This is a genomic window from Pseudodonghicola flavimaris (assembly GCF_030164425.1).
Classification (GTDB): domain Bacteria; phylum Pseudomonadota; class Alphaproteobacteria; order Rhodobacterales; family Rhodobacteraceae; genus Pseudodonghicola; species Pseudodonghicola flavimaris.
In genome coordinates, this window is sequence record NZ_JASNJD010000025.1 from 1 (window position 1) to 18,585 (window position 18,585).

Genomic DNA, 18,585 nt, shown 5'->3' on the forward strand with positions numbered 1-18,585 from the left:
TCCCAGCGATCTGAGAAACGCAGTCTGAGCATCCATTGCGAAACGCACTCCCATCTTGAGATGGGTATCACCTCGCAGTCCGCGCCGGCGCAGACAACGTGCCGCTCAGACACCGCTTACGATTGGTCGAACACCAGATACCAAGTATTTTGGAGTATCTCCCAAAACTTTCCAGACGCTTTAATGCGCTTTCGGGCAGCCCCCCGGATCGTCATAAACGGCGCTGAACTCGTCCATCATGATGGACAAAAAGCTCGGCCCGGTCGCTGTCGCCAGGCCCCGGGATGGACGAAGATCACATGATCATCCTGCCATGCTTTTGTGGCCTCAAGAAGCGGGTTGGCGATCTGGTCTATTGTCAGAGTCGGACGGCCTTCCATCACTGCGGTGCGGTCGATCGCAAAGATCAGATCGGCGTTCGATTTCTAGATGAATTCACTTGTGACAGGCTGACCATGAAGCCCGGTTTCACCCACCGCCCCGGCGGGGTTCACGCCCAGTTCATTAAAGACAAACCTATAGCGAGACTGCTGCCCAAAGGAGCTGAATGCGCCGTTGTTGTGCAACAGGATCAGCGCCTTATCCGTAAAATTTGCGATCTCGGGATTCAGCGCACTCACTTGATCACCGAGCTTGTCAATGCCCGCACGTGCAACGTCTTCCTTGTCGAACGCTTTGCCCAGCGTCTCGAAATGATCCCGAACGGCACCGAGCAGGAAAACGCCTGCGTTATTGGCATCACTTGACCGAAGCGTTTCCCCATGGTCAGCTTCCTAATACGTCGGTTTCCGAAAGGAACTAATAGGGAATTCGCAGTTAGAGACACGAACTCGCATAACAAAACTGCCCCCCGCAACTGTAGACGGTGAGCACGATTTATCACGCCACTGGGTTCTCCCTGAGAAGGCTAGATTCGCGTTTACCCGGTAGTCAGGAGACCTGCCGACATCATTGCAACCGCGCCGGCGGGATGTCCGGAGGAGGTAGATGTGGGCTGTACAGTTGACCGTCCGGCCGCAAGGCTCGGGAAACGATCGCATATAGTTGGTTTTCTATGGCCGCCTGTTCGACTGCGCATAGTTTCCTTCTTGGCGCGAACAATGAGGTCGGCTGACGGCACTCGGCTCCGATTGTCTATGCGGCACGGCACTCTGGCCTCTCATAACTTGCGGCCCGGGACTTTAGCGCGACAGCAGCACAGGAACTGGCGCCATGCGTAAACGGTGCGAGTTAGTCGAGCTTCGCCATCTCCATTGTTTCTTGGCTGCTGCTGAACATGGGAGCTTCCGCAAGGCGGCGTTGGCCATCGGGCTACAGCAATCGACGATTAGTCGCTGTATACGCGATCTCGAAGATCGCATGGGAGCGTCGCTTTTCCACCGGCATAGCTACGGTGTTCGACTGACCAACGCCGGCGGTCGTTTCCTTCCACGAGCTCGTCAAATTATTCGTAGTTTAGGGGAAGGAGCCGCTGAAGTTTCTTCAATGGGACGCTCAGAGCAAGGCCGCATAAGAATCGGCTTATACTCTTCGATCGCTTCTGGGTTCCTCGCTGAATTGCTGAGCAACTACGGTCGGTGGCATAGCAGAGTTGACGTCGAGCTCGTTGATGGAAACCCATATGATCACGTTGCGGCCATTCGTCAGTTCGAACTCGACATTGCATTCCTTACGGGCTCCAAGGAATGGTCAGGCTGCGAACAGATCCATCTATGGTCGGAGAGAATTTTCATCGTTCTCCCAGACAATCACGCTTTGGTTCCCCAGACCGAACTTATATGGCAGCAGTTGGCTACGGAGGCTTTCATCGTGAGTGAAGCTCCGCCGGGACAAGAGATTCATGATCATTTGGTGCGCAGATTGGCTGACCTGGGATCTCATCCAACTATTCATGTACATTCTGTCGGTCGAGACAATCTACTACCACTGGTGGCAATTGGCCGGGGGCTAACCCTCGTCAGTGAGGCAATGACGGTCGCACAATTTCCAGGTATTGTCTATCGACCGATCAAGGATGAGATTCTACCATTCTCTGCAGTCTGGTCCCCAGCGAATGACAATCCGGCATTCAGGCGACTACTAAATATGGCCAAAGGCAAGGCGATGGGTCAACCGAACGACACAGTCAATCAGGGGGACCAAGAGCTGACTTCGGCCGCCTCGCCCTCGCAAATCCGCGATCCGTCGCCATGAACCGCGCCAACATCGGTACGATAAGCCGGACAGGATCGGCGGCGGTCTGGCCGCTATCGCGGGCGAGGATTTCGGCATACGCGACCAGATCGCGGTGAAGGGACGCGCGTAGTTCCACCGTCACTTTCACGGGCTTGTCGTCGGGCACCGGTCCCAGCTTCAGTTTCGTCATGGTCAGCCTCCTGCGGGTTCGAATACCAAATCGCGGGTCACGATAATCCGGACTGGAAAGCCCGGCCGGATCGTCAATGTCGGCGCGACCTGCAGCTGACGCTGTACGATCTGCTGACCGGCCTGGTTGATCGTGTCCACCGCGCCATCGCGTATCGCCTGGACCAGGCGGTCCTCGTCATCTGTGGCGAGGTCCGCGCCGATCGCGAGCAGCGTGGACAGACCCGCTGCGCGCAAAAGATCCCACCAGTGGTAGTCAACGTCATCCTCGAGGCCGGCATAGCCGCTCGCATCCGCGCCTGGCAGACGTTCGAGAACGATGGATCGGCCACTGGGAAGGATCAAGCGGTTCCAGACCAACAGCACGCGGCGTTGGCCGAACGTCACACCGTCATCGTATTGGCCGATGATGCGGGTTCCTTGTGGGATCAATAGCAGTGATCCGGTCGGGCTGTCATAGACATTCTCGGTGACCTGCGCGGTGATCTGGCCCGGGAGATCGGAGCGAATGCCGGTGATCAGCGCGGCCGGGATCACCGCTCCGGCTTGAAGGATGTACGGCGAGGCTGGCGGCTGAATGCGATCCGATGCGACGGTCTGCCGGTCCACCGGACCGTTGAGGAACGCCGTATACCGGTTCCCCTCAGGTTGCTCGGAGCCCCCCAGGCCCGGAAGGTTCACGCCCACCCCGGCCGTTGTTGCCCTGCCAGATGCCGTCTGGAAAAAGACACCGCTCAGACGCGCGGTTTCCTCCTCTGCCCTGCGGCGCTCCGCGTCCGGATCGACGGTCGGGCCCGCAATCGGCGGAGGGCCTACGGGCACTCCCCGCTCCTGCGCATCGAGGATCGGCCGCCCGAGGTCACCGGGCAGCGCAGGTCCCAGAACCGGTCCGGTATAGTCGGACGGCAACCCCTCCAGGCCGTCCGCGGCCGGTCGGTTGTCGATGGAATAGAGTTCTCCACCTCCCGGCCCTGCCTCACGGGTCTGAAGCGCATAGATCAGCGTGCCCCCAATGCCGAACAGCGCGACCGCCCCGACACCGGCCAGAACCTTGCGCGACAGCCTCGTCACGCGCGGCGGATCGGGGCGCAGACGCATCGGCGCTGCAGGATCGGTGTCACTCATGACGCCCCTCCCCTTTGCGCATCACCCTCCGTTTGCGCATCCGCCTCGCGTTCCTCCATGCGCACGATCCGGACCACCTGCTGGCGGTCTCCTGCTCCCAGCCGGAGCTCCGCCGCACCGAAGAGGCGATCCACGATCAGCACGTTCCGGTGGATACGGCTGTTGACGATCTGCGGTTCTCCGTCGGCGCCGAGCACGAAGAGCGGCGGCATCTCGCCCTGGGCTATGCCAGCAGGGAAGACGACATAGACGCGGCGGCCGTCATCGAAGACCGAGACCGGACGCCAGGGCGGGCTTTCCCCCTGGATCTGCAAGCCGTAGCGATGATTGCGGGCAGAGGGCGCCGGAATGGTCGGCGAGGTTGCCACAGCCTGTCGACCGCCACGGGGCGCTGCCGGATAGGCCCAGGCGACGGAGGGCATGTAGAGCGCCTCGCGCGCACGCAGCTCGATCGTGTACACCCGCCTGTCAGTGCTGATCACCAGATTGGTCGAGATGTCGTCCCGCGTCGGTTTGACGAGGATGTGGACGCGGGCGGTGGATCCGGTCCCGCTCTCCGTGTCGCCGATGATCCAGCGCGTGGTATCTCCCGCGGCAATCGGGCCTGCGCCGGTCAGACGCTCGCCCGGCTCGAGTGCGATGTTGGTGATCTGACCGGGAGCGGCATAGACCTGATAGAGGGCTCCTTCCGACCAGGGATAAATCTGGATCGCATTGTAATAGCCTTCGCGGCGCGGTTCGACCCGGGCGGCGGCATTGGCGTTTTCGATACGTCCGGTCGGCGTGCCCGCCGCCGCTCCGCCATGCGCCACAGTCCAGACCGGCGGCGTGTGCAAGGGCCGAGGGCGTTCCTCGGCAGCCGAGGCGGGCGGAGTGGGCAGCGGCGGCACGGACTCGTCGTAGCTGAATTCCGGCACCCGGTTACTGGCACACCCCGCCAACAAGGACGCGGACAGCAGCAGAGCAACCAACGTCGGCGTCCTGATGTCCGAAGACCTGTTTGCATGCAGATGCTGTTCAGTCATTGGCTCATCTCCCGCGACCAGGAGATCGCATTGACATAGATTCCGAGGGGATTGGCGCGCAGGCGCTCGGCGCTGCGCGGGGTCTGGATCACGACGGTCAGGATCGCGGTCCAGCGCTCGGTCGTGGAAAGCTGACCGTTCTCGTAGTGGCGCTCGCTCCAGGCGACGCGGAACGATCCCGGCGAGGCCCGAATGACAGAGGACACCTCGACGGCGATCTGTTGACGACCGACGCGTGTGAACGGGTCGTTGGCGCGGGCAAAGTCGTTCAGAGCAGCCGCCCCGCGATCCGTGGTGAACTCATAGGCGCGCAACCAGTTCTGCCGCACGATGATCGGATCGGCGGGGATGGACCGGACCTGTTCGATGAAGCGACCCAAATGGAAGGCGATCTGCGGATCGGTCGGCTCGTAGTCGGCGGAGGCCGGAGCGACAGCCTGGGCCTCGCCGAGCACGTCAACCTGAACGACCCAGGGCACGACGGTGCCACGCGCGGATTGCCAGACCAGGGCGCCGGCAAAACCCGCCGCAAGGATCAGGCTGCCGAAGGCCATGTAGCGCCAGTTGCGGGCCTGGACGCGAGCGGAGCCGATGCGCTCGTCCCAGACCTGCGCTGCCCTCTGGTAAGGCGTCTCTGGTTGAGGTGTCTTGCCATAATGCGTGACGGAACGCTTGAAGAGGTTCATGAGCGATCCCTTTCGGAGAGATTGACGGAGGAGCCCGAGCCGTGGCTGTCGCCCGATCGGACGGCATGAGCGGCAGCGCGCACGCCATGGCTCACGGCCTGGCTATGGCGCATGCGCTTCGCCCAGGCTGGCGGACCATCAGAGGAGGGCGGGCCGGTGATGGCGGGCTCGGGTGCCGCTCCGCCAACCGTGCCCATTGAGGTGGTTCCGCCCGTCGCCACAACACCGCCCTTGACGCCCTCGGCGTAGCTGGACTGGAGCCCGCCAGCCGCGCGAGAGGAGGCCTTCTTGAGCGGTGATGCCGCGGCAGCGGCCCCGGCGCGCGCTACACCAGCCATCCCGCCGGGGAGACCTCCACCACCCATCGAGCCGAGCGTGTAGGCGCTCGAGGCAGCACCCGCCGCGCCCGCGCCGCCGCGTGCGAGGGCGGCGCCACCGGAGAGCGCGGACCCGGCTCCGCGTGCCGCCAGCATGGTCGCCCCTCCGGCCCCGATCGCAGCGCCACCAACGGCAAGGCCGGTACCAATGGCCGCCCCCGCGCTGAGTTGCGGCCCGCCGGACACCAGACCCGAGGCGATACCGGGGCCGAATATTCCGAGGCCCAGCAGAGACAGGGCAGCCAGAACAATCGCCATGGCATCATCGATGGTCGGGGTCACGCCGCCGAAGCCAGCGGTGAACTGGCCGAAGAGCGTCGATCCGATGCCGATGATCACGGCGAGGACGAGAACCTTGATGCCGGACGAGATGACGTTGCCCAGCACACGCTCGGCCATGAAAGCGGTCTTGCCGAAGAGGCCGAAGGGGATCAGCACGAAGCCCGCGAGGGTCGTGAGTTTGAACTCGATCAGGGTGACGAAGAGCTGAACCGCGAGGATGAAGAAGGCGAGGATCACCAGCGCCCAGGCGAAGAACAGGCAGAGAATCTGGACGAGGTTCTCGAAGACCGCGACCCAGCCCATCAGATCGGAGATGCTTTCGAGCAGCGGTCGTCCGGCCTCTAGCCCGGTCTGGGCCACGCGGCCAGGGCGCAGAAGGTCGGCAGCGGAAAACCCGGTGCCCGAGGCCATCAGACCGAGGCCCGCGAAGCTCTCGAAGACGATCCGGGCGAGGTTGTTCCAGTTGGAGATGATATAGGCGAAGACTCCGACAAAGAGCGTCTTCTTCACCAGCCGGGCGATGATGTCGTCATCGGCGCCCCAGGCCCAGAACAGCGCCGCCAGCGTCACGTCGATGACGATCAGCGTGGTGGCGATGAAGGCCACCTCGCCACCGAGCAGCCCAAACCCGCTGTCGATATAGCTGGTGAAGATGCCCAGAAAGTTGTCGATGACGCCGGTACCGCCCATGGCTCATTGGTCTCCCGAATGCTGCGGCGCTTCAGATGCAGGCGTCCGGCCGAGGAACCGGTCGCGGTTCTCTGTCCAGGCGGCGAGGCAATCGGCATCGCTGGCAGCGGCCTCGCCAAGCTGCTGGCACCGGCGCAGCGTCGCGCGGAGAGGATCGGCAGACGGCTGGAGCGCGGGCGCACTGCTGGCCGGCACGGGAGCTTCCTCGCGTGTCATCTCGATCACCGTGGCTGTGATCGCGATCGCCACGAATACGATGGCTGCGATCCGGGCCAGCACCTTCCCCTCCATCGTCTCCCCTCCCGGCCTCAGTTGAACATTTGCGCGTTGCCGGGCTGGTAGCCCGAGCCCGGCGTCAGGAAGCGCTCGCGCTGGATGCGGCCCTGTTCAGCAGCGGTGGCGCGCTCGGCCTCAGTCAGCGCGTTGGCGCGGCCGTTTGCCGAGATCACCGCGATCAGATCTGAGAGCTGCTGCGATTGCAGCGCGAGGAGCTGGTTGCCCGCCTGCGTGGCCTGCAGAGCACCGACCGCGTTCTGGCTCTGCCCTACGAGCGCGGACATCTCGGCGCGATTGGCTTCGATATTGCCAACGACTCCGGCCTGCACGCGCATGGCATCCTGCAGGCCAACGACGGTGTTCTCCCAACGGGACCGGGCTTCGGCGATCAGTTGCTGGTCGGTCGCCGTCAGGGAAAGGTTGCCATAGTCCTGCTGGAACATCTGGTCGATGCTCTGCACGTCGAAGGCGATGTTCTGCGCCTGCGCCAGGAGCTGCTGCGTGCGGCTGACGTTCTGCTGGATCTGCTGGAGCGCGGAATACGGCAGGTTGGCGAGATTGCGCGCCTGGTTGATCAGCATCTGCGCTTCGTTCTGGAGCTGTGCGATCTGGTTGTTGATCTGCTCCAGAGCGCGCGCCGCGGTCAGGAGATTTTCGGCATGGTTGGTCGGGTCATAGACGATGAACGGCCCCCCGCCGATGCCGAAGAGCGCGTGCGCGGGCGGCGCTGCGATGGGCGACATCGCCATGGGCATCGCCAGCGCGAGGGCGAGCAGCGACGGGCCGGCGAACCGAAACGTGATCTTGCGAGTCATGGTGTGATCTCCTCTTCTTCAAGGTCGATGTCGGCGTCCTCAACAACAGCGGTGGCCGGAGAGGCCCCGTCCGCGTCCAAGGCGAGATTGGTGAGGTCGGGGATCAGATCGGCGGCCCAATCGAGGCCATGCGCCTTCAGCCAGGCGGCGAGGAAGCCGTCTTGGCCGTGCTCGGCGCAGATCTCAGCAATCAGCGCCTGATCCGATTTGGACGACGCCGCGCAGAGGGCCAGACCGACCTCGCTGAGGCCCAGTTCGAACAGCCGGTTGCCACGCCGCGACTGACAATAGTAGTCGCGCTTGGGCGTGGCTCGCGCGAGGATCTCGATCTGCCGGTCATTGAGGCCGAAGCGACGATAGATCGCGGTGATCTGCGGCTCGATCGCCCGCTCGTTCGGCAGCAGGAGCCGCGTCGGGCAGCTTTCGATGATCGCCGGCGCGATGGCGCTGCCGTCGATGTCGCTGAGGCTCTGCGTCGCGAAGATCACCGAGGCGTTCTTCTTCCTCAGCGTCTTCAGCCATTCGCGGAGCTGCTCCGCGAAGGCATCGTCATCAAGTGCGAGCCAGCCCTCGTCGATGATGAGCAGCGTGGGGCGTCCATCGAGCCGATCACCGATCCGGTGGAACAGGTATGAGAGGACGGCGGGCGCCGCGCCGGTTCCCACCAGCCCCTCGATCTCGAAGGCCTGCACATCCGCCGATCCCAGCTGTTCGGTCTCGGCGTCGAGCAGCCTGCCATAGGGTCCACCCACGCAGTATGCGCGGAGCGCCTGCTTCAAATCGTTGGATTGCAGCAGGACCGCAAGCCCGGTCATGGTCCGCTCGCCCACAGGGGCCGAGGCCAACGAAGTCAGTGCCGTCCAGATATGCTCCTTCACATCCGGGGTGATCTGGATGTTCTCGCGCGTCAGGATGGCGACGATCCAGTCGGCCGCCCAGGCGCGCTCGGAGGTCTCGTGAATGCGGGCCAGCGGTTGTAGCGAGACAGAGCTCTCGGCAGCGTCGGTCAGCTCTCCGCCGAGGTCATGCCAGTCGCCGCCCATCGCGAGCGAAGCGGCGCGGATAGAACCGCCGAAGTCGAAAGCGAAGACCTGGCTGCGCGGATACCGCCGGAACTGCAGCGCCATCAGCGCCAGCAACACAGACTTGCCCGCGCCGGTCGGGCCGACGACGAGGGTGTGACCGACATCCCCGACATGAAGAGAAAACCGGAACGGGGTGGAGCCTTCGGTCCTGGCGTAGAGCAACGGAGCGTCGCCGAAATGCTCATCCTCTTCTGGCCCCGCCCAGACCGCCGAGAGCGGGATCATATGGGCAAGATTCAATGTGCTGATCGGTGGCTGCCGGACATTGGCATAGGCATGCCCGGGCAGACTTCCGAGCCAGGCATCGACGGCGTTGACCGTTTCGACCATGACGCTGAAATCGCGGGACTGGACGATCTTCTCGACCAGCCGCAGCTTCTCGTCGGCGCGGCGAACGTCCTCGTCCCAGACCGTGATCGTCGCAGTGACATAGGCCATGCCAGCCAGATCCGCGCCGAGTTCCTGCAGGGCCATGTCCGCGTCGGCGGCCTTGTTCGCGGCATCTGTATCGACCAGCGCGGATTGCTCGTTGGTCATCACCTCCTTGAGGATCGCGGCGATGGACTTACGCTTGGCAAACCACTGACGGCGTATCCGGGTCAGCAGCTTCGTCGCATCCAGCTTGTCCATGAGAATGGCCCTGGTCGACCAGCGATAGGGAAAGGCCAGCCGGTTCAAATCGTCGAGCAGGCCCGGGGTCGTGGCGCCGGGAAAGCCGGTGATCGTCAGGACGCGGAAATGCTGATTGCCCAGGCGCGGCTCCAGCCCGCCGGCCAGCGGCTGGTCGGGCAAGAGCGCGTCGAGATAGACCGGCACCTCGGGCACGCGCACGCGGTGCCGGTTGGTCGAAATCGTCGAATGCAGGTAGGTGAGCGTATCGGCGTCATCGAGCCAGTGGCAGTCCGGCATGAAGCCGTCGAGCAGCGCCAACACGCGATCGGTACGATCGATGAAGCCGCGCACCTGATCCCAGGGGTTCACACCTGAGGTCTCGCGGCCCTCGTAGAGCCAGGATTCTGAGCGTGCCGCGTCCTCCGCCGGCGGAAGCCAGAGGAGGGTCAGGAAATAGCCGGATACGAAATGGCTCCCCTCCTCCTCGAAATCGGCCTTGCGCTCGGCATCGACCAGCGCCGATGCCGCATCCGGGAAGGTGCTTGCAGGATAGGTCGCGGCCTCAGAGCGCTGCGCTTCCACGAAGATCGCCCAACCCGAACCGAGGCGGCGGAATGCGTTGTTCAACCGTCCGGCGACCGCGACCAGTTCGGCCGCGACGGCGCTGTCCAGATCGGGACCCCGAAACTTCGCCGTTCTCTGGAACGAGCCGTCCTTGTTGAGGACCACACCTTCCCCAACCAGCGCCACCCAGGGCAGGTAGTCGGCGAGGCGCGAGGCGTTGCGACGGTATTCTGCGAGATTCATCATGTGGGTTCACACCGAGAGATGACCGGGAATGCGCAAATGGCGGCGGGCGACCTCGACGAAGAGCGGATCGCGCCTTGCCACCCAGACGGCGGCGATGTGGCCGACGGCCCAGATCAGGATCCCGACCAGCCAGAGCTGAAGTCCGAGGCCGACCGCACCCGCGAGTGTGCCATTCAGAATGGCGACTGAGCGCGGGGCTCCGCCGAGCAGGATCGGCTCGGTCAGCGCGCGGTGGACCGGAACGCTGTATCCCGGCACCGCGTCGAGGGCTTCGAAGCCCTGCCATTCGCTTGCGCTCATGGCGTTCCTCCCTGGACACTCTCCACCGGAGAGTGTCCTGTCCCTGCGGGCCACCGGTCGCCACCCATCAGATCAGCGCCCCGCCACCAAAGCTGAAGAAGCTCAGGAAGAAGGACGAGGCCGCAAAGGCGATGGAAATCCCGAAGACGATCTGGATCAGCCGCCGGAAACCGCCGCCGGTATCGCCGAAGGCCAGCGTCAGACCGGTGACGATGATGATGATCACCGCCACGATCTTGGCCACCGGCCCCTCGACGGAGTCGAGGATGGATTGCAGCGGTGCTTCCCAGGGCATGGAAGACCCGGAGGCATGAGCAGCCGGGGCGATGAACAGGCTGACATAGGTGGCGGCGGCCGCGGTGGCGATGTGCTGGCGGATGCGCAGGGCGTGACGGATCATTCGGGATCTCCTTGTTCGTGAGGGATGGCGGGGTCTGAAATGGCAGGGGAAATCCGGTAGTCGCCCTCCGGCCCGAGGCCCTCGACGCAGGCGAGTTCGACCAGACGACGCGCGGACCCTCGACCGGCCAGGACGGCCACGATGTTGATGGTCTCCGCGATCATGGCGCGGGGCACGGTAACGACGGCTTCCTGGATGAGCTGCTCGAGACGGCGCAGCGCGCCAATCCCGGAACCGGCATGGATGGTGCCGATCCCGCCCGGATGGCCGGTGCCCCAGGCCTTGAGCAGGTCCAGTGCCTCGGCGCCACGCACCTCACCGATCGGAATACGATCGGGGCGCAGACGCAGCGAGGACCGCACCAGATCGGACAGGCTGGCAACACCGTCCTTGGTGCGCATCGCCACGAGGTTCGGCGCGGCGCATTGCAGTTCTCGGGTGTCTTCGATGATCACGACGCGATCGGAGGTCTTGGCCACCTCGGCGAGCAGCGCATTGGTCAGCGTGGTCTTGCCGGTCGAGGTGCCCCCCGCCACCAGGATATTGGCACGTGACGCAACCGCCTGCCGCAGCGCCTCGGCCTGCGCAGGGGTCATGATCCCGGCGGCGGAGTAATCGTCGAGCGTGAAGACGGCTACGGCTGGCTTACGGATGGCAAAGGCCGGGGCTGAGACCACGGGAGGCAGCAGCCCCTCGAAGCGCTCGCCGGTTTCCGGGAGCTCCGCAGAGACGCGTGGGGACAGACCATGAACTTCGACGCCGACGTGGTGCGCGACCAGTCGTACGATGCGTTCACCATCGGCTGCACTCAGCGTCTTGCCGCTGTCGGCCAGCCCCTCGGAAAGTCGGTCGACCCAGAGCCGCCCATCGGGGTTGAGCATCACCTCGACGGTCATGGGGTCGTCCAGAAACCCGGCGATCGCCGGCCCGAGCGCGGTGCGCAGCATCCGCGCGCCTCTCCGGATCACCTCTGGTCTCTGATCGGTCTTCGCCATGCCGGCCCCGTTCCCTTGCGGGCGCCTCCAACCGGCCGCCCTGGATCGGGGTCGATTAAGAAAGCCGTAAAAGCCTAAGGCTCAACAGGTTTCTGAGGGGCGTAGTAGTGTGGCGTGTAAAGACAGGTGATCGGCGAAATGCAAAGGGAGCCGAGGTCGTTCCGAACTGACCTCTCTTATTCACCGGAGCGCACGAGAGGGTTGGCGGTAGTAGCGTAAACCATTGTCCTGTTGTAGGAAATTAAGTGCTTAGACCAAACATGCAACGGGGCAAGAAATGCCACGAGTCATACTCGGAGGGGGGGGATAGCGCGCTGCTGATTACGTTTCCAGCGGTCGGTAACAGTGGCCTTCGACGGTGGTAGGATCACGTCGAATGGAGGCGTTCTGCTGCTGGCGTAGGCCGAGCGCGAAATGGGACTCTGTGCACGGTTCGCCGCCTGCATTGCCGATCCGCGCGATCAGTTTCGGGTGATCCACCAACTCGATGACATACTGCGGGCGCGGGTCTTGGTGATCGGCTGCAGCTATAAGAATGCCGATGACCTTGATGCTCTGCGCGATGATCCTGGCTTCCGCCTGGCACTGGGCAAGCTGCCGGGATCGGGCGCGGGCCTTGCCAGCCAGATGATCATGAGACACTGGGAGAACGCACCGACTACACGCGAGCTGGTGCGTTTGATGGAAGCGATGATCGGCATCTACGGAGCCAGTTATCCAAGCCCCCCCCGAGGCGATGAAGCTGGATATCGATGACACCTGTGTGTCGTGCACGGCTACCAGCAGCTGTCGTTCTGGAATGATCATCACGGCGAACGCTGTTTCTTGCCGATCCACGTTTACGACACGGCCACGGGCCAGCCGATCGCCATGCTGTGGGCACTGGCAGGACGCCGACGGGTGCGGAGGCAGCCGGACACATCCGGCGTCTCGTTCGCCAACTGCGACACCACTGGCCAGAAACCCACATTACTATCCGCAGCGATGGACACTACTGCAAACCCGAGGTTACGGCCTTCTGCGAGGAGCATGGCATCGACTATGTCTTGGGCCTTCCGACCAACTCCTCCATCACCCGATGATCATGTAGAAGGAAGCGCCACTTGCAGAATGGAGATATCGCTGTGGTCAGGATAGCTCTGGGAATACGTCCAATCGGACGTGCCCTTGCGATGCCGTCCAGCGCATATATGTGCGGCACTTATGAGCCGCCGAAGCGCAGGATTGCTGTTCGTCCTTTTCCAAATGGCATTGAACGGTACACTTTTTTTCGCTTCGTTAAACGGAAGATAGGCAAGTTCTCGCTCATCCGGTCTTTGCCAAGATGAGACTGCAACCGTAATACCCTGATTCAAGGCGACCAGATCCAGAAGCATCTCTTGCGTGGAATCAATCCGATCGATCTTAAGGCTGCACCCATCGTCGACAACCATAGCTTTACGAATGAAAGCTTCAACCTCGGGTCCAGGCGCTGCGACGGTAACTAGAACTCGTTCGTTCTGCATGGACGACCAACCGACCGATGGCTGGCACGACAAGGCGTGGTCTTTTGAGGTGACAACAAAGACCTCTTCTTGCCAGAGCTGTGCATAATCACAGCTGGAAGGAACTTCGCAGTCGGTGATAAAGGCAATATCCAAAGAGCCCGCAGCCACCAATTTAACATGCTCTTTTGTTGTGCCATCAAGCACGCTCAGTTGAACCTTGGGATGGACGATCGAGTATCGCCTAAGCAGTTCCTTCAGGAAGCCTGTACCCAAGGAGGTCTGGATTCCGATCGTTAGGCTTCCAGTCTTTCCACGACCAGCCAGCCTTGCATATCGTTTTGCGCGGTCGAGCAGCTTGATCACTGTCTTGATTTCCTGAATGAAAGCCTGCCCAGCTTCAGTAAATTCGACACCGTTATGGTGCCTCTCAAATAGCATCGCACCCAAATCATCCTCAATGGCGCGGATCGTGCGACTCAGTGTTGATTGTTGTATATTCAGGGCTTCGGCAGCTGCACGTATACTCCGAAATTCGGCGATAGTAATCAAATAGTGTAGTTGACGCAGTTCGATCATGAAGCCGCCTCCGCATAAACAGCCGACACTTAAGTTGAGACGCGGCGACTCTTTTTTTACCGCGGCTTTGCTGCCGAGAAACAATCAATGGCAAGACTTCCTGCACGCCGCTTATTGGCAAACTCAATGGGGCTGACTGTCGCCCCAGTTTTTAGGCTGAGCACCACAGCGATCACGGAGTTGTGAACCCAACAATAAACGCAAACGCGCCCCGCACTGCCACCTTCCTTTCCTTGGTGCAGCTTAGCACTCTCAATCTAAATCAACACTCGTTGACTTTCAAGCTTAAACTTTCCAATACTGCAAGGTCATCGCAATAAATTCGCTTCAATCCGAGCCATAGTTTGCGTAGCGGACGTTTTTCACATGAGAATAGCCATTCGGCCCGATCGAGATAGAAGTATTTTTAGCGCCGGAGGGGGCAAGCAAGGGCCTTTTGCGTCGGTCAAACACTATGTATTCGGCAAGTGGAACTCGCCAACCGCGAATCCAAAATGCATCCAACACGCCCATACAGAGGTTGCGCTCAATCGGGGTTGTTTCCTCTTTGCAAAAGAGGGCTCTCGCTCAGGATTTGGTGAATTAGGCAGGTCAACATCGCAGTGACTTTATCACGCCCTAACGCGGTAACAGTTGGGGGCTTTAGAAAATCACGCAGTATTCCAAAACCTAGTAGGAGTGAAATGACGACGTAGATTCTCTCCTCAGCAACACCTTCGAATTTAGAGGAAAGCGGGCGAAGGAACAGGCTTTCAAATCGCTCCTTAAGGAGAGGCGATAACTGCGCACTATGAACGGAATGGATGAGGATATCAAATGCGCTAATATTAGGGAGGACCCTGCCACGAGGCTCTGCAAGTAGCCGTTCCACCAAGTAAATTGCAATCTTATCAGGCTCTAGAACACTTAGATCAAGCCGTTCTGATGAAGCTTCAAGCGCTTCAATAAAAAGCATTTTCTTAGATCCAAAGGATCGATGAGCATAGGCAACGTCAACCCCAACATCGCCAGCGATGTCGCGAAGACTGGTTTCCTCGTAAGAATGCTCGCCAAATCGTTTTATCGCGGCTTCAAGAATCTTGCGGCGTGTAACACCTTCTCCGCGCGGCGGCCGGCTCCCCATGATTAGTCCTTTCAGGTTTACTTGAAACTATAACGGCATCCCGACATAAGTCAATGCTTGTTGACTTTTCGGCGAGATCAACTCAAAGTGCGTTTCAAATGCGTGATCAGTAAAGGCGAAACCTTTCCCGATCAGGACGATTAGCTCGGAACACATAGACCGTGCCGAGAGTGGATCGGCACCCATTTTCGTGCGCACCAGCGCGGCCCGGTCACTATCCGGCTTTCAGAGCGTTGAGTGGCACTGTTGCACAAATTTGGGTGTGAACGGAGGTCCCCTTTCCCGAGACATACCTATCCTACGGGCTCAGTTACGGGTATGCCGAGGGCCGTGTAGCGGTTGAGCACCGCGATCCGGACCTGCAACTCAGCGACCTGCCGGTCGAAGTCCCTCGCCATGAGGCCTTGGCCGAGTAGTTTGACGCAGTTCATCTTTGTCTCTGCGCGGCTCCGGCGGTGATATCCGGTCAGCTTTCGCCAGAGTGCTCATCCGAGATATTTGCAGGCTCTCACAGCTTCGTTTCGCGCGATAGCGCCCGCTGTGGTTGGCTTCCAGGGTTGGGCATTTTTACGCGGAAGGATAATGGCGGCGGCTCCCCGAGCCGCGATCACATTGTGACATCTTCGAGTATCATAGGCGCCATCAGCGGTGACGGTCGCAATTTCTAGGTCGCGTGGGATCTGTTCCAGCAGGTCAGGCAGCATAGGTGCATCACCGACATTGCTGGTCGTGACGCCGACCGCGCGGATCTCCAGCGTTTCCTCGTCCATACCAAGGTGAAGCTTGCGCCACAGGCGTTTCTTGCTCCCGCCATTCTTGCGTGCGTTCCACTCCCCTTCGCCCTCGGCTTTGATCCCTGTCGCATCGATCAGAAGATGCAGCGGTTCAGTTCCCCCGCGGTAAGGGATGGAGGCATTCAACGTCTTCTGTCGGCGGCACAGAGTGCTGAAGTCCGGGACTTTCCAGTCGAGCCCTGCCAGACGCAGCAGACTTTCGACAAAACCGGTCGTCTGACGAAGGGGCATGCCAAAAAGCACCTTCATCGTCAGGCAAACCTGGATCGCCGCGTCGCTGAACTCAGGCTGACGCCCGCGCTTGCCTGTCCGATGCGCGTACCAAGACATCTCAGGATCAAACCAGATCGATAACGAACCGCGCTCCTTCAGCGCCGTGTTGTACGCAGGCCAGTTCCTGGTCTTGTACTTCGTAGGGGACCAACTGCTCATGCCTCCCAGCTATCATGCTGGATTCATAAGATGAATCCTTCAGGCGATTTGTGCAACAAAGCCGCAACAGAGATTCAGATTCATCGGCTTTTGGGAAGCCCGAGAGTCAGAATTATTGAAAGTTGGTATTACTCGCTTAAAGCTCCGCCTATCACCTGAAATACGTCGCCGACATTGTTAAAAACAAAGGCACCGGCATGGCGCACTCCTCCAAATGGATTAGCGTTTACGTTGACTGAAGATACTCCTGAAAACAATCCGATGTAGCGACTATGCGTCGAGTCGGTGGATTCGATCTGGGTAACATCCACAATACGAACTCCCGTATCAACTATGAGTTGCTGAATTGCCGGATCGTTAACATCGACGGCCCCAAGTCGCGTCCGATCGGCGGCGAGTCGTGCAGAAATTTTCAACGCGCGATCGTCTGAAGAAACAAGAATAGTAATGGGATGTTTCGTTTTTCCGATGGACGCCATCTGCTTGCGGAATAGATCAATGTCTATGTCTGGCGCGGCGAGTACTAGAACTGTGCGATCCAGAACATCGCTCCGTCCGGCGAGGCTTAGATGGACCAGCGCTTCCATCGTCATACGGGCACCCATACTATGAGCCAAAACGGGTAGCGGATCTGAAACGCTACGCCCTTTTGTCAACATTGTCAGAAGATCTGCCAAAGCTGCACGCGAAAAATCGGAAGCATCGCGATCAGCCAGATAAGCTGTCGCGCTCCCCTCGGATGGCCATGAAAATACTATGGGTTCTCCGTCGATCTGCGCATCAGCAGCGAGTTGGACACCGCGGAAAAGCGCCTCCTGATAGTTGGTGTTAAATCCGTGAATATACACTCCGACATGACGCTGTGAGGCTTTGCGGGAGAATGCTTCCGCGCTCAGGATTGTGTCATTTCGGACTGCGAAATGTCTCGCTGCGTCGATTTCAAGATCTGGCCATTCGATCTTTCCAGGCTGATGGTTCGGTGGAACCGAGACAATATACTCTAGAAAAGTTGTTTTGTCTGCGCGATTGCCCCCAAAGGTTTCTGGATAGTCTGTCACTTGCGCGCGGGTAGTCATCGCAAGCACCCTGATATTACGAGCCCCGTCCGGAAGGGTCGTCGTATCCGGGACCAACACTTCCGGTCCAGGCCGCGACGCACAACCCGCAAGCAATAGAAACATCAGGAAAAGAGCTTGCCGCAAAACCATGTCCTACCTAAGGAAAGCGCGAAAACGGACCAGGGCGAGCTGGAACAGAACAAAGCCAATCAGCGCGAGCGCCAAAAACTGCGGCCAAACGACATCGAACCCTGCCCCTCGAAATAGAATCCCCTGCGACAGAATAATGAAATGGGTATTCGGTGCCGCAAGCATAAGGTTTTGAATAATCTCTGGCATCGACTCTCTCGGCGTCATTGCACCCGACAGCACCTGCAGCGGCAGGAGCGCCAGCATCAGCAGCAAAGCAAATTGCGGCATTGATCCGGCAATGGTGGCCAGGAAGATGCCTAGGCCGGTCATCGCAAAGATCATCAACGCCGTACCCGCGAGAAAAAGAGCAACTGAGCCTTGTACGGGTACATCCATCAAGGCCTGCACAACGACAAGCAGTGAGAAACTAGAGCCCAAGAGCACCACCAACCCCATAGACCAGATTTTCGAGACCATGATCTCGGTTGCGGTAACTGGCATGACCAAAAGGTGTTCAACCGTTCCATGTTCCTTTTCGCGGATCAGTGCGGATCCTGTCAGCACCAGCGACAGCATCGTAATTGACTGGATCACGCTCGAAATCGCTCCGAACCATTTCGGGTCAAGGGACGGATTGTAACGCGCGCGCAATGCCAGATCCACCGGCAGTTCCGTTTCGGAGCGGTGACCAGAGACGAATTCAGATACTTCGGCGGAGACGATTTGCTGAATATATCCACCGCCGGTAAAGGCTTGGCTCATACGGGTGGCGTCGACGTTGAGCTGAATCGCAGGGCTTCTGCCTCCCAACACGTCGCGCTCAAAATCGGGGGGGATGTTCACCGCGAAAGTGTCCAGTCCCTGGTCCATGCGGTCATCCATTTCGGCCGCAGTGATCATTCGGGGAGAAACGAAATACGGCGGATAGAAGGCCGAGGAAATCCGGGTGGAAAGGTGTGACTGATCCTCGTCGACGATGGCGATGGCGGCATTGCTCAGAGCATCGGGGGAAGAGTTCGCCCTGGTCCAGACAGAAAGTGAAAACGCGTAAACAATGAGGGCCAGCATAACCGGATCCCGCCAAAGCCCGCGAAGCTCTTTTACGCCGAGGTTAAAGGTATTCTTCAGGTTCATCCCGCCC

Annotated in this window: 18 protein-coding genes, 2 pseudogenes and 1 riboswitch; of the genes and pseudogenes, 3 read left to right on the plus strand and 17 right to left on the minus strand. The window is 60.4% G+C overall.

Features of this window, described 5'->3' with window-relative positions; all coding sequences use genetic code 11:
• Positions 1-425 precede the first annotated feature (425 nt).
• A complete protein-coding gene (locus tag QO033_RS25315) occupies positions 426-716 on the minus strand; it encodes an ABC transporter substrate-binding protein (RefSeq protein WP_407682144.1) in 291 nt (96 codons plus the stop codon).
• A 49-nt stretch (positions 717-765) separates the two neighbouring features.
• Positions 766-961: riboswitch (cobalamin riboswitch) on the plus strand.
• Positions 962-1,212: 251 nt separating this feature from the next.
• On the opposite strand from QO033_RS25315, the gene QO033_RS22165 reads away from it, so the two are divergent.
• Positions 1,213-2,193: a LysR family transcriptional regulator gene (locus QO033_RS22165; RefSeq protein ID WP_284483089.1), complete on the plus strand. Its 981-nt coding sequence runs from the start codon at positions 1,213-1,215 to the stop codon at positions 2,191-2,193.
• Here the strand turns inward: QO033_RS22165 and QO033_RS22170 are convergent.
• The 11 genes from QO033_RS22170 to trbB form a co-directional block, all read right to left on the minus strand.
• Complete coding sequence (locus tag QO033_RS22170; protein ID WP_284483090.1) at positions 2,126-2,365, minus strand: DUF2274 domain-containing protein; 240 nt, start codon at positions 2,363-2,365, stop codon at positions 2,126-2,128. The two genes, QO033_RS22165 and QO033_RS22170, sit on opposite strands and share 68 nt — an antisense overlap.
• A gap of 2 nt (positions 2,366-2,367) precedes the next feature.
• The gene (locus QO033_RS22175; protein ID WP_284483091.1) at positions 2,368-3,489 is read right to left on the minus strand and encodes a TrbI/VirB10 family protein; all 1,122 of its coding nucleotides are present in this window, start codon (positions 3,487-3,489) and stop codon (positions 2,368-2,370) included.
• Positions 3,486-4,514, minus strand: a complete 1,029-nt coding sequence (gene trbG, locus QO033_RS22180; protein WP_284483092.1) for a P-type conjugative transfer protein TrbG — start codon at positions 4,512-4,514, stop codon at positions 3,486-3,488. The genes QO033_RS22175 and trbG overlap by 4 nt, the downstream gene beginning before the upstream one ends.
• A complete protein-coding gene (gene trbF / locus QO033_RS22185; protein WP_284483093.1) occupies positions 4,511-5,200 on the minus strand; it encodes a conjugal transfer protein TrbF in 690 nt (229 codons plus the stop codon). The genes trbG and trbF overlap by 4 nt, the downstream gene beginning before the upstream one ends.
• Complete coding sequence (gene trbL / locus QO033_RS22190) at positions 5,197-6,549, minus strand: P-type conjugative transfer protein TrbL (RefSeq protein WP_284483094.1); 1,353 nt, start codon at positions 6,547-6,549, stop codon at positions 5,197-5,199. Before trbL ends, trbF begins: the two co-directional genes overlap by 4 nt.
• Before the next feature lie 3 nt (positions 6,550-6,552).
• Positions 6,553-6,840, minus strand: a complete 288-nt coding sequence (trbK-alt, locus tag QO033_RS22195) for a putative entry exclusion protein TrbK-alt (protein WP_284483095.1) — start codon at positions 6,838-6,840, stop codon at positions 6,553-6,555.
• Between the two features lie 17 nt (positions 6,841-6,857).
• Complete coding sequence (trbJ, locus tag QO033_RS22200; RefSeq protein WP_107817996.1) at positions 6,858-7,640, minus strand: P-type conjugative transfer protein TrbJ; 783 nt, start codon at positions 7,638-7,640, stop codon at positions 6,858-6,860.
• Positions 7,637-10,147 carry a conjugal transfer protein TrbE gene (gene trbE, locus QO033_RS22205; protein ID WP_107817995.1) on the minus strand — a complete coding sequence of 837 codons (2,511 nt, stop codon included), beginning with the start codon at positions 10,145-10,147 and terminating at the stop codon, positions 7,637-7,639. Before trbE ends, trbJ begins: the two co-directional genes overlap by 4 nt.
• Positions 10,148-10,153: 6 nt before the next feature.
• Positions 10,154-10,447, minus strand: coding sequence for a VirB3 family type IV secretion system protein (locus QO033_RS22210; protein WP_107817994.1), 294 nt, complete (start codon positions 10,445-10,447; stop codon positions 10,154-10,156).
• A 67-nt stretch (positions 10,448-10,514) separates the two neighbouring features.
• Positions 10,515-10,847, minus strand: coding sequence for a TrbC/VirB2 family protein (locus tag QO033_RS22215; protein WP_011747801.1), 333 nt, complete (start codon positions 10,845-10,847; stop codon positions 10,515-10,517).
• Positions 10,844-11,842, minus strand: a complete 999-nt coding sequence (gene trbB, locus QO033_RS22220; RefSeq protein WP_107817993.1) for a P-type conjugative transfer ATPase TrbB — start codon at positions 11,840-11,842, stop codon at positions 10,844-10,846. The genes QO033_RS22215 and trbB overlap by 4 nt, the downstream gene beginning before the upstream one ends.
• Positions 11,843-12,256: 414 nt before the next feature.
• Here trbB and QO033_RS22225 point away from each other — a divergent pair.
• Both QO033_RS22225 and QO033_RS22230 read left to right on the plus strand, forming a co-directional pair.
• Positions 12,257-12,655 (plus strand): annotated as a pseudogene (locus tag QO033_RS22225) (transposase); the annotation flags it as partial.
• Positions 12,656-12,717: 62 nt separating this feature from the next.
• Entirely contained in the window at positions 12,718-12,924 is a 207-nt protein-coding gene (locus tag QO033_RS22230; RefSeq protein WP_284483123.1) for a transposase, read from the plus strand.
• Here the strand turns inward: QO033_RS22230 and QO033_RS22235 are convergent, their stop codons facing one another.
• The 5 genes and pseudogenes from QO033_RS22235 to QO033_RS22255 form a co-directional block, all read right to left on the minus strand.
• Complete coding sequence (locus QO033_RS22235; protein WP_284483096.1) at positions 12,925-13,905, minus strand: LysR family transcriptional regulator; 981 nt, start codon at positions 13,903-13,905, stop codon at positions 12,925-12,927.
• Positions 13,906-14,431: 526 nt separating this feature from the next.
• Positions 14,432-15,028, minus strand: coding sequence for a TetR/AcrR family transcriptional regulator (locus QO033_RS22240; protein WP_107817986.1), 597 nt, complete (start codon positions 15,026-15,028; stop codon positions 14,432-14,434).
• Positions 15,029-15,321: 293 nt separating this feature from the next.
• Positions 15,322-16,254 (minus strand): annotated as a pseudogene (locus tag QO033_RS22245) (IS5 family transposase).
• Between the two features lie 128 nt (positions 16,255-16,382).
• A complete protein-coding gene (locus QO033_RS22250; RefSeq protein WP_170109372.1) occupies positions 16,383-17,330 on the minus strand; it encodes an alpha/beta hydrolase in 948 nt (315 codons plus the stop codon).
• Positions 17,331-17,465: 135 nt separating this feature from the next.
• Positions 17,466-18,578 carry an ABC transporter permease gene (locus tag QO033_RS22255; protein ID WP_284483097.1) on the minus strand — a complete coding sequence of 371 codons (1,113 nt, stop codon included), beginning with the start codon at positions 18,576-18,578 and terminating at the stop codon, positions 17,466-17,468.
• Positions 18,579-18,585 lie beyond the last annotated feature (7 nt).

Bases quoted from the DNA above. Each gene is read 5' to 3' on its own strand.
- QO033_RS22170 (WP_284483090.1), bottom strand. From the start codon at position 2,365: ATGACGAAACTGAAGCTGGGACCGGTGCCCGACGACAAGCCCGTGAAA.
- trbK-alt (WP_284483095.1), bottom strand. From the start codon at position 6,840: ATGGAGGGGAAGGTGCTGGCCCGGATCGCAGCCATCGTATTCGTGGCG.
- trbF (WP_284483093.1), bottom strand. From the start codon at position 5,200: ATGAACCTCTTCAAGCGTTCCGTCACGCATTATGGCAAGACACCTCAA.
- trbJ (WP_107817996.1), bottom strand. From the start codon at position 7,640: ATGACTCGCAAGATCACGTTTCGGTTCGCCGGCCCGTCGCTGCTCGCC.
- QO033_RS22235 (WP_284483096.1), bottom strand. From the start codon at position 13,905: ATGATCGAACTGCGTCAACTACACTATTTGATTACTATCGCCGAATTT.
- trbL (WP_284483094.1), bottom strand. From the start codon at position 6,549: ATGGGCGGTACCGGCGTCATCGACAACTTTCTGGGCATCTTCACCAGC.
- QO033_RS22175 (WP_284483091.1), bottom strand. From the start codon at position 3,489: ATGAGTGACACCGATCCTGCAGCGCCGATGCGTCTGCGCCCCGATCCG.
- QO033_RS22165 (WP_284483089.1), top strand. From the start codon at position 1,213: ATGCGTAAACGGTGCGAGTTAGTCGAGCTTCGCCATCTCCATTGTTTC.
- trbE (WP_107817995.1), bottom strand. From the start codon at position 10,147: ATGATGAATCTCGCAGAATACCGTCGCAACGCCTCGCGCCTCGCCGAC.
- QO033_RS22240 (WP_107817986.1), bottom strand. From the start codon at position 15,028: ATGGGGAGCCGGCCGCCGCGCGGAGAAGGTGTTACACGCCGCAAGATT.
- QO033_RS22215 (WP_011747801.1), bottom strand. From the start codon at position 10,847: ATGATCCGTCACGCCCTGCGCATCCGCCAGCACATCGCCACCGCGGCC.
- trbG (WP_284483092.1), bottom strand. From the start codon at position 4,514: ATGACTGAACAGCATCTGCATGCAAACAGGTCTTCGGACATCAGGACG.
- QO033_RS22250 (WP_170109372.1), bottom strand. From the start codon at position 17,330: ATGACTACCCGCGCGCAAGTGACAGACTATCCAGAAACCTTTGGGGGC.
- trbB (WP_107817993.1), bottom strand. From the start codon at position 11,842: ATGGCGAAGACCGATCAGAGACCAGAGGTGATCCGGAGAGGCGCGCGG.
- QO033_RS22210 (WP_107817994.1), bottom strand. From the start codon at position 10,447: ATGAGCGCAAGCGAATGGCAGGGCTTCGAAGCCCTCGACGCGGTGCCG.
- QO033_RS22255 (WP_284483097.1), bottom strand. From the start codon at position 18,578: ATGAACCTGAAGAATACCTTTAACCTCGGCGTAAAAGAGCTTCGCGGG.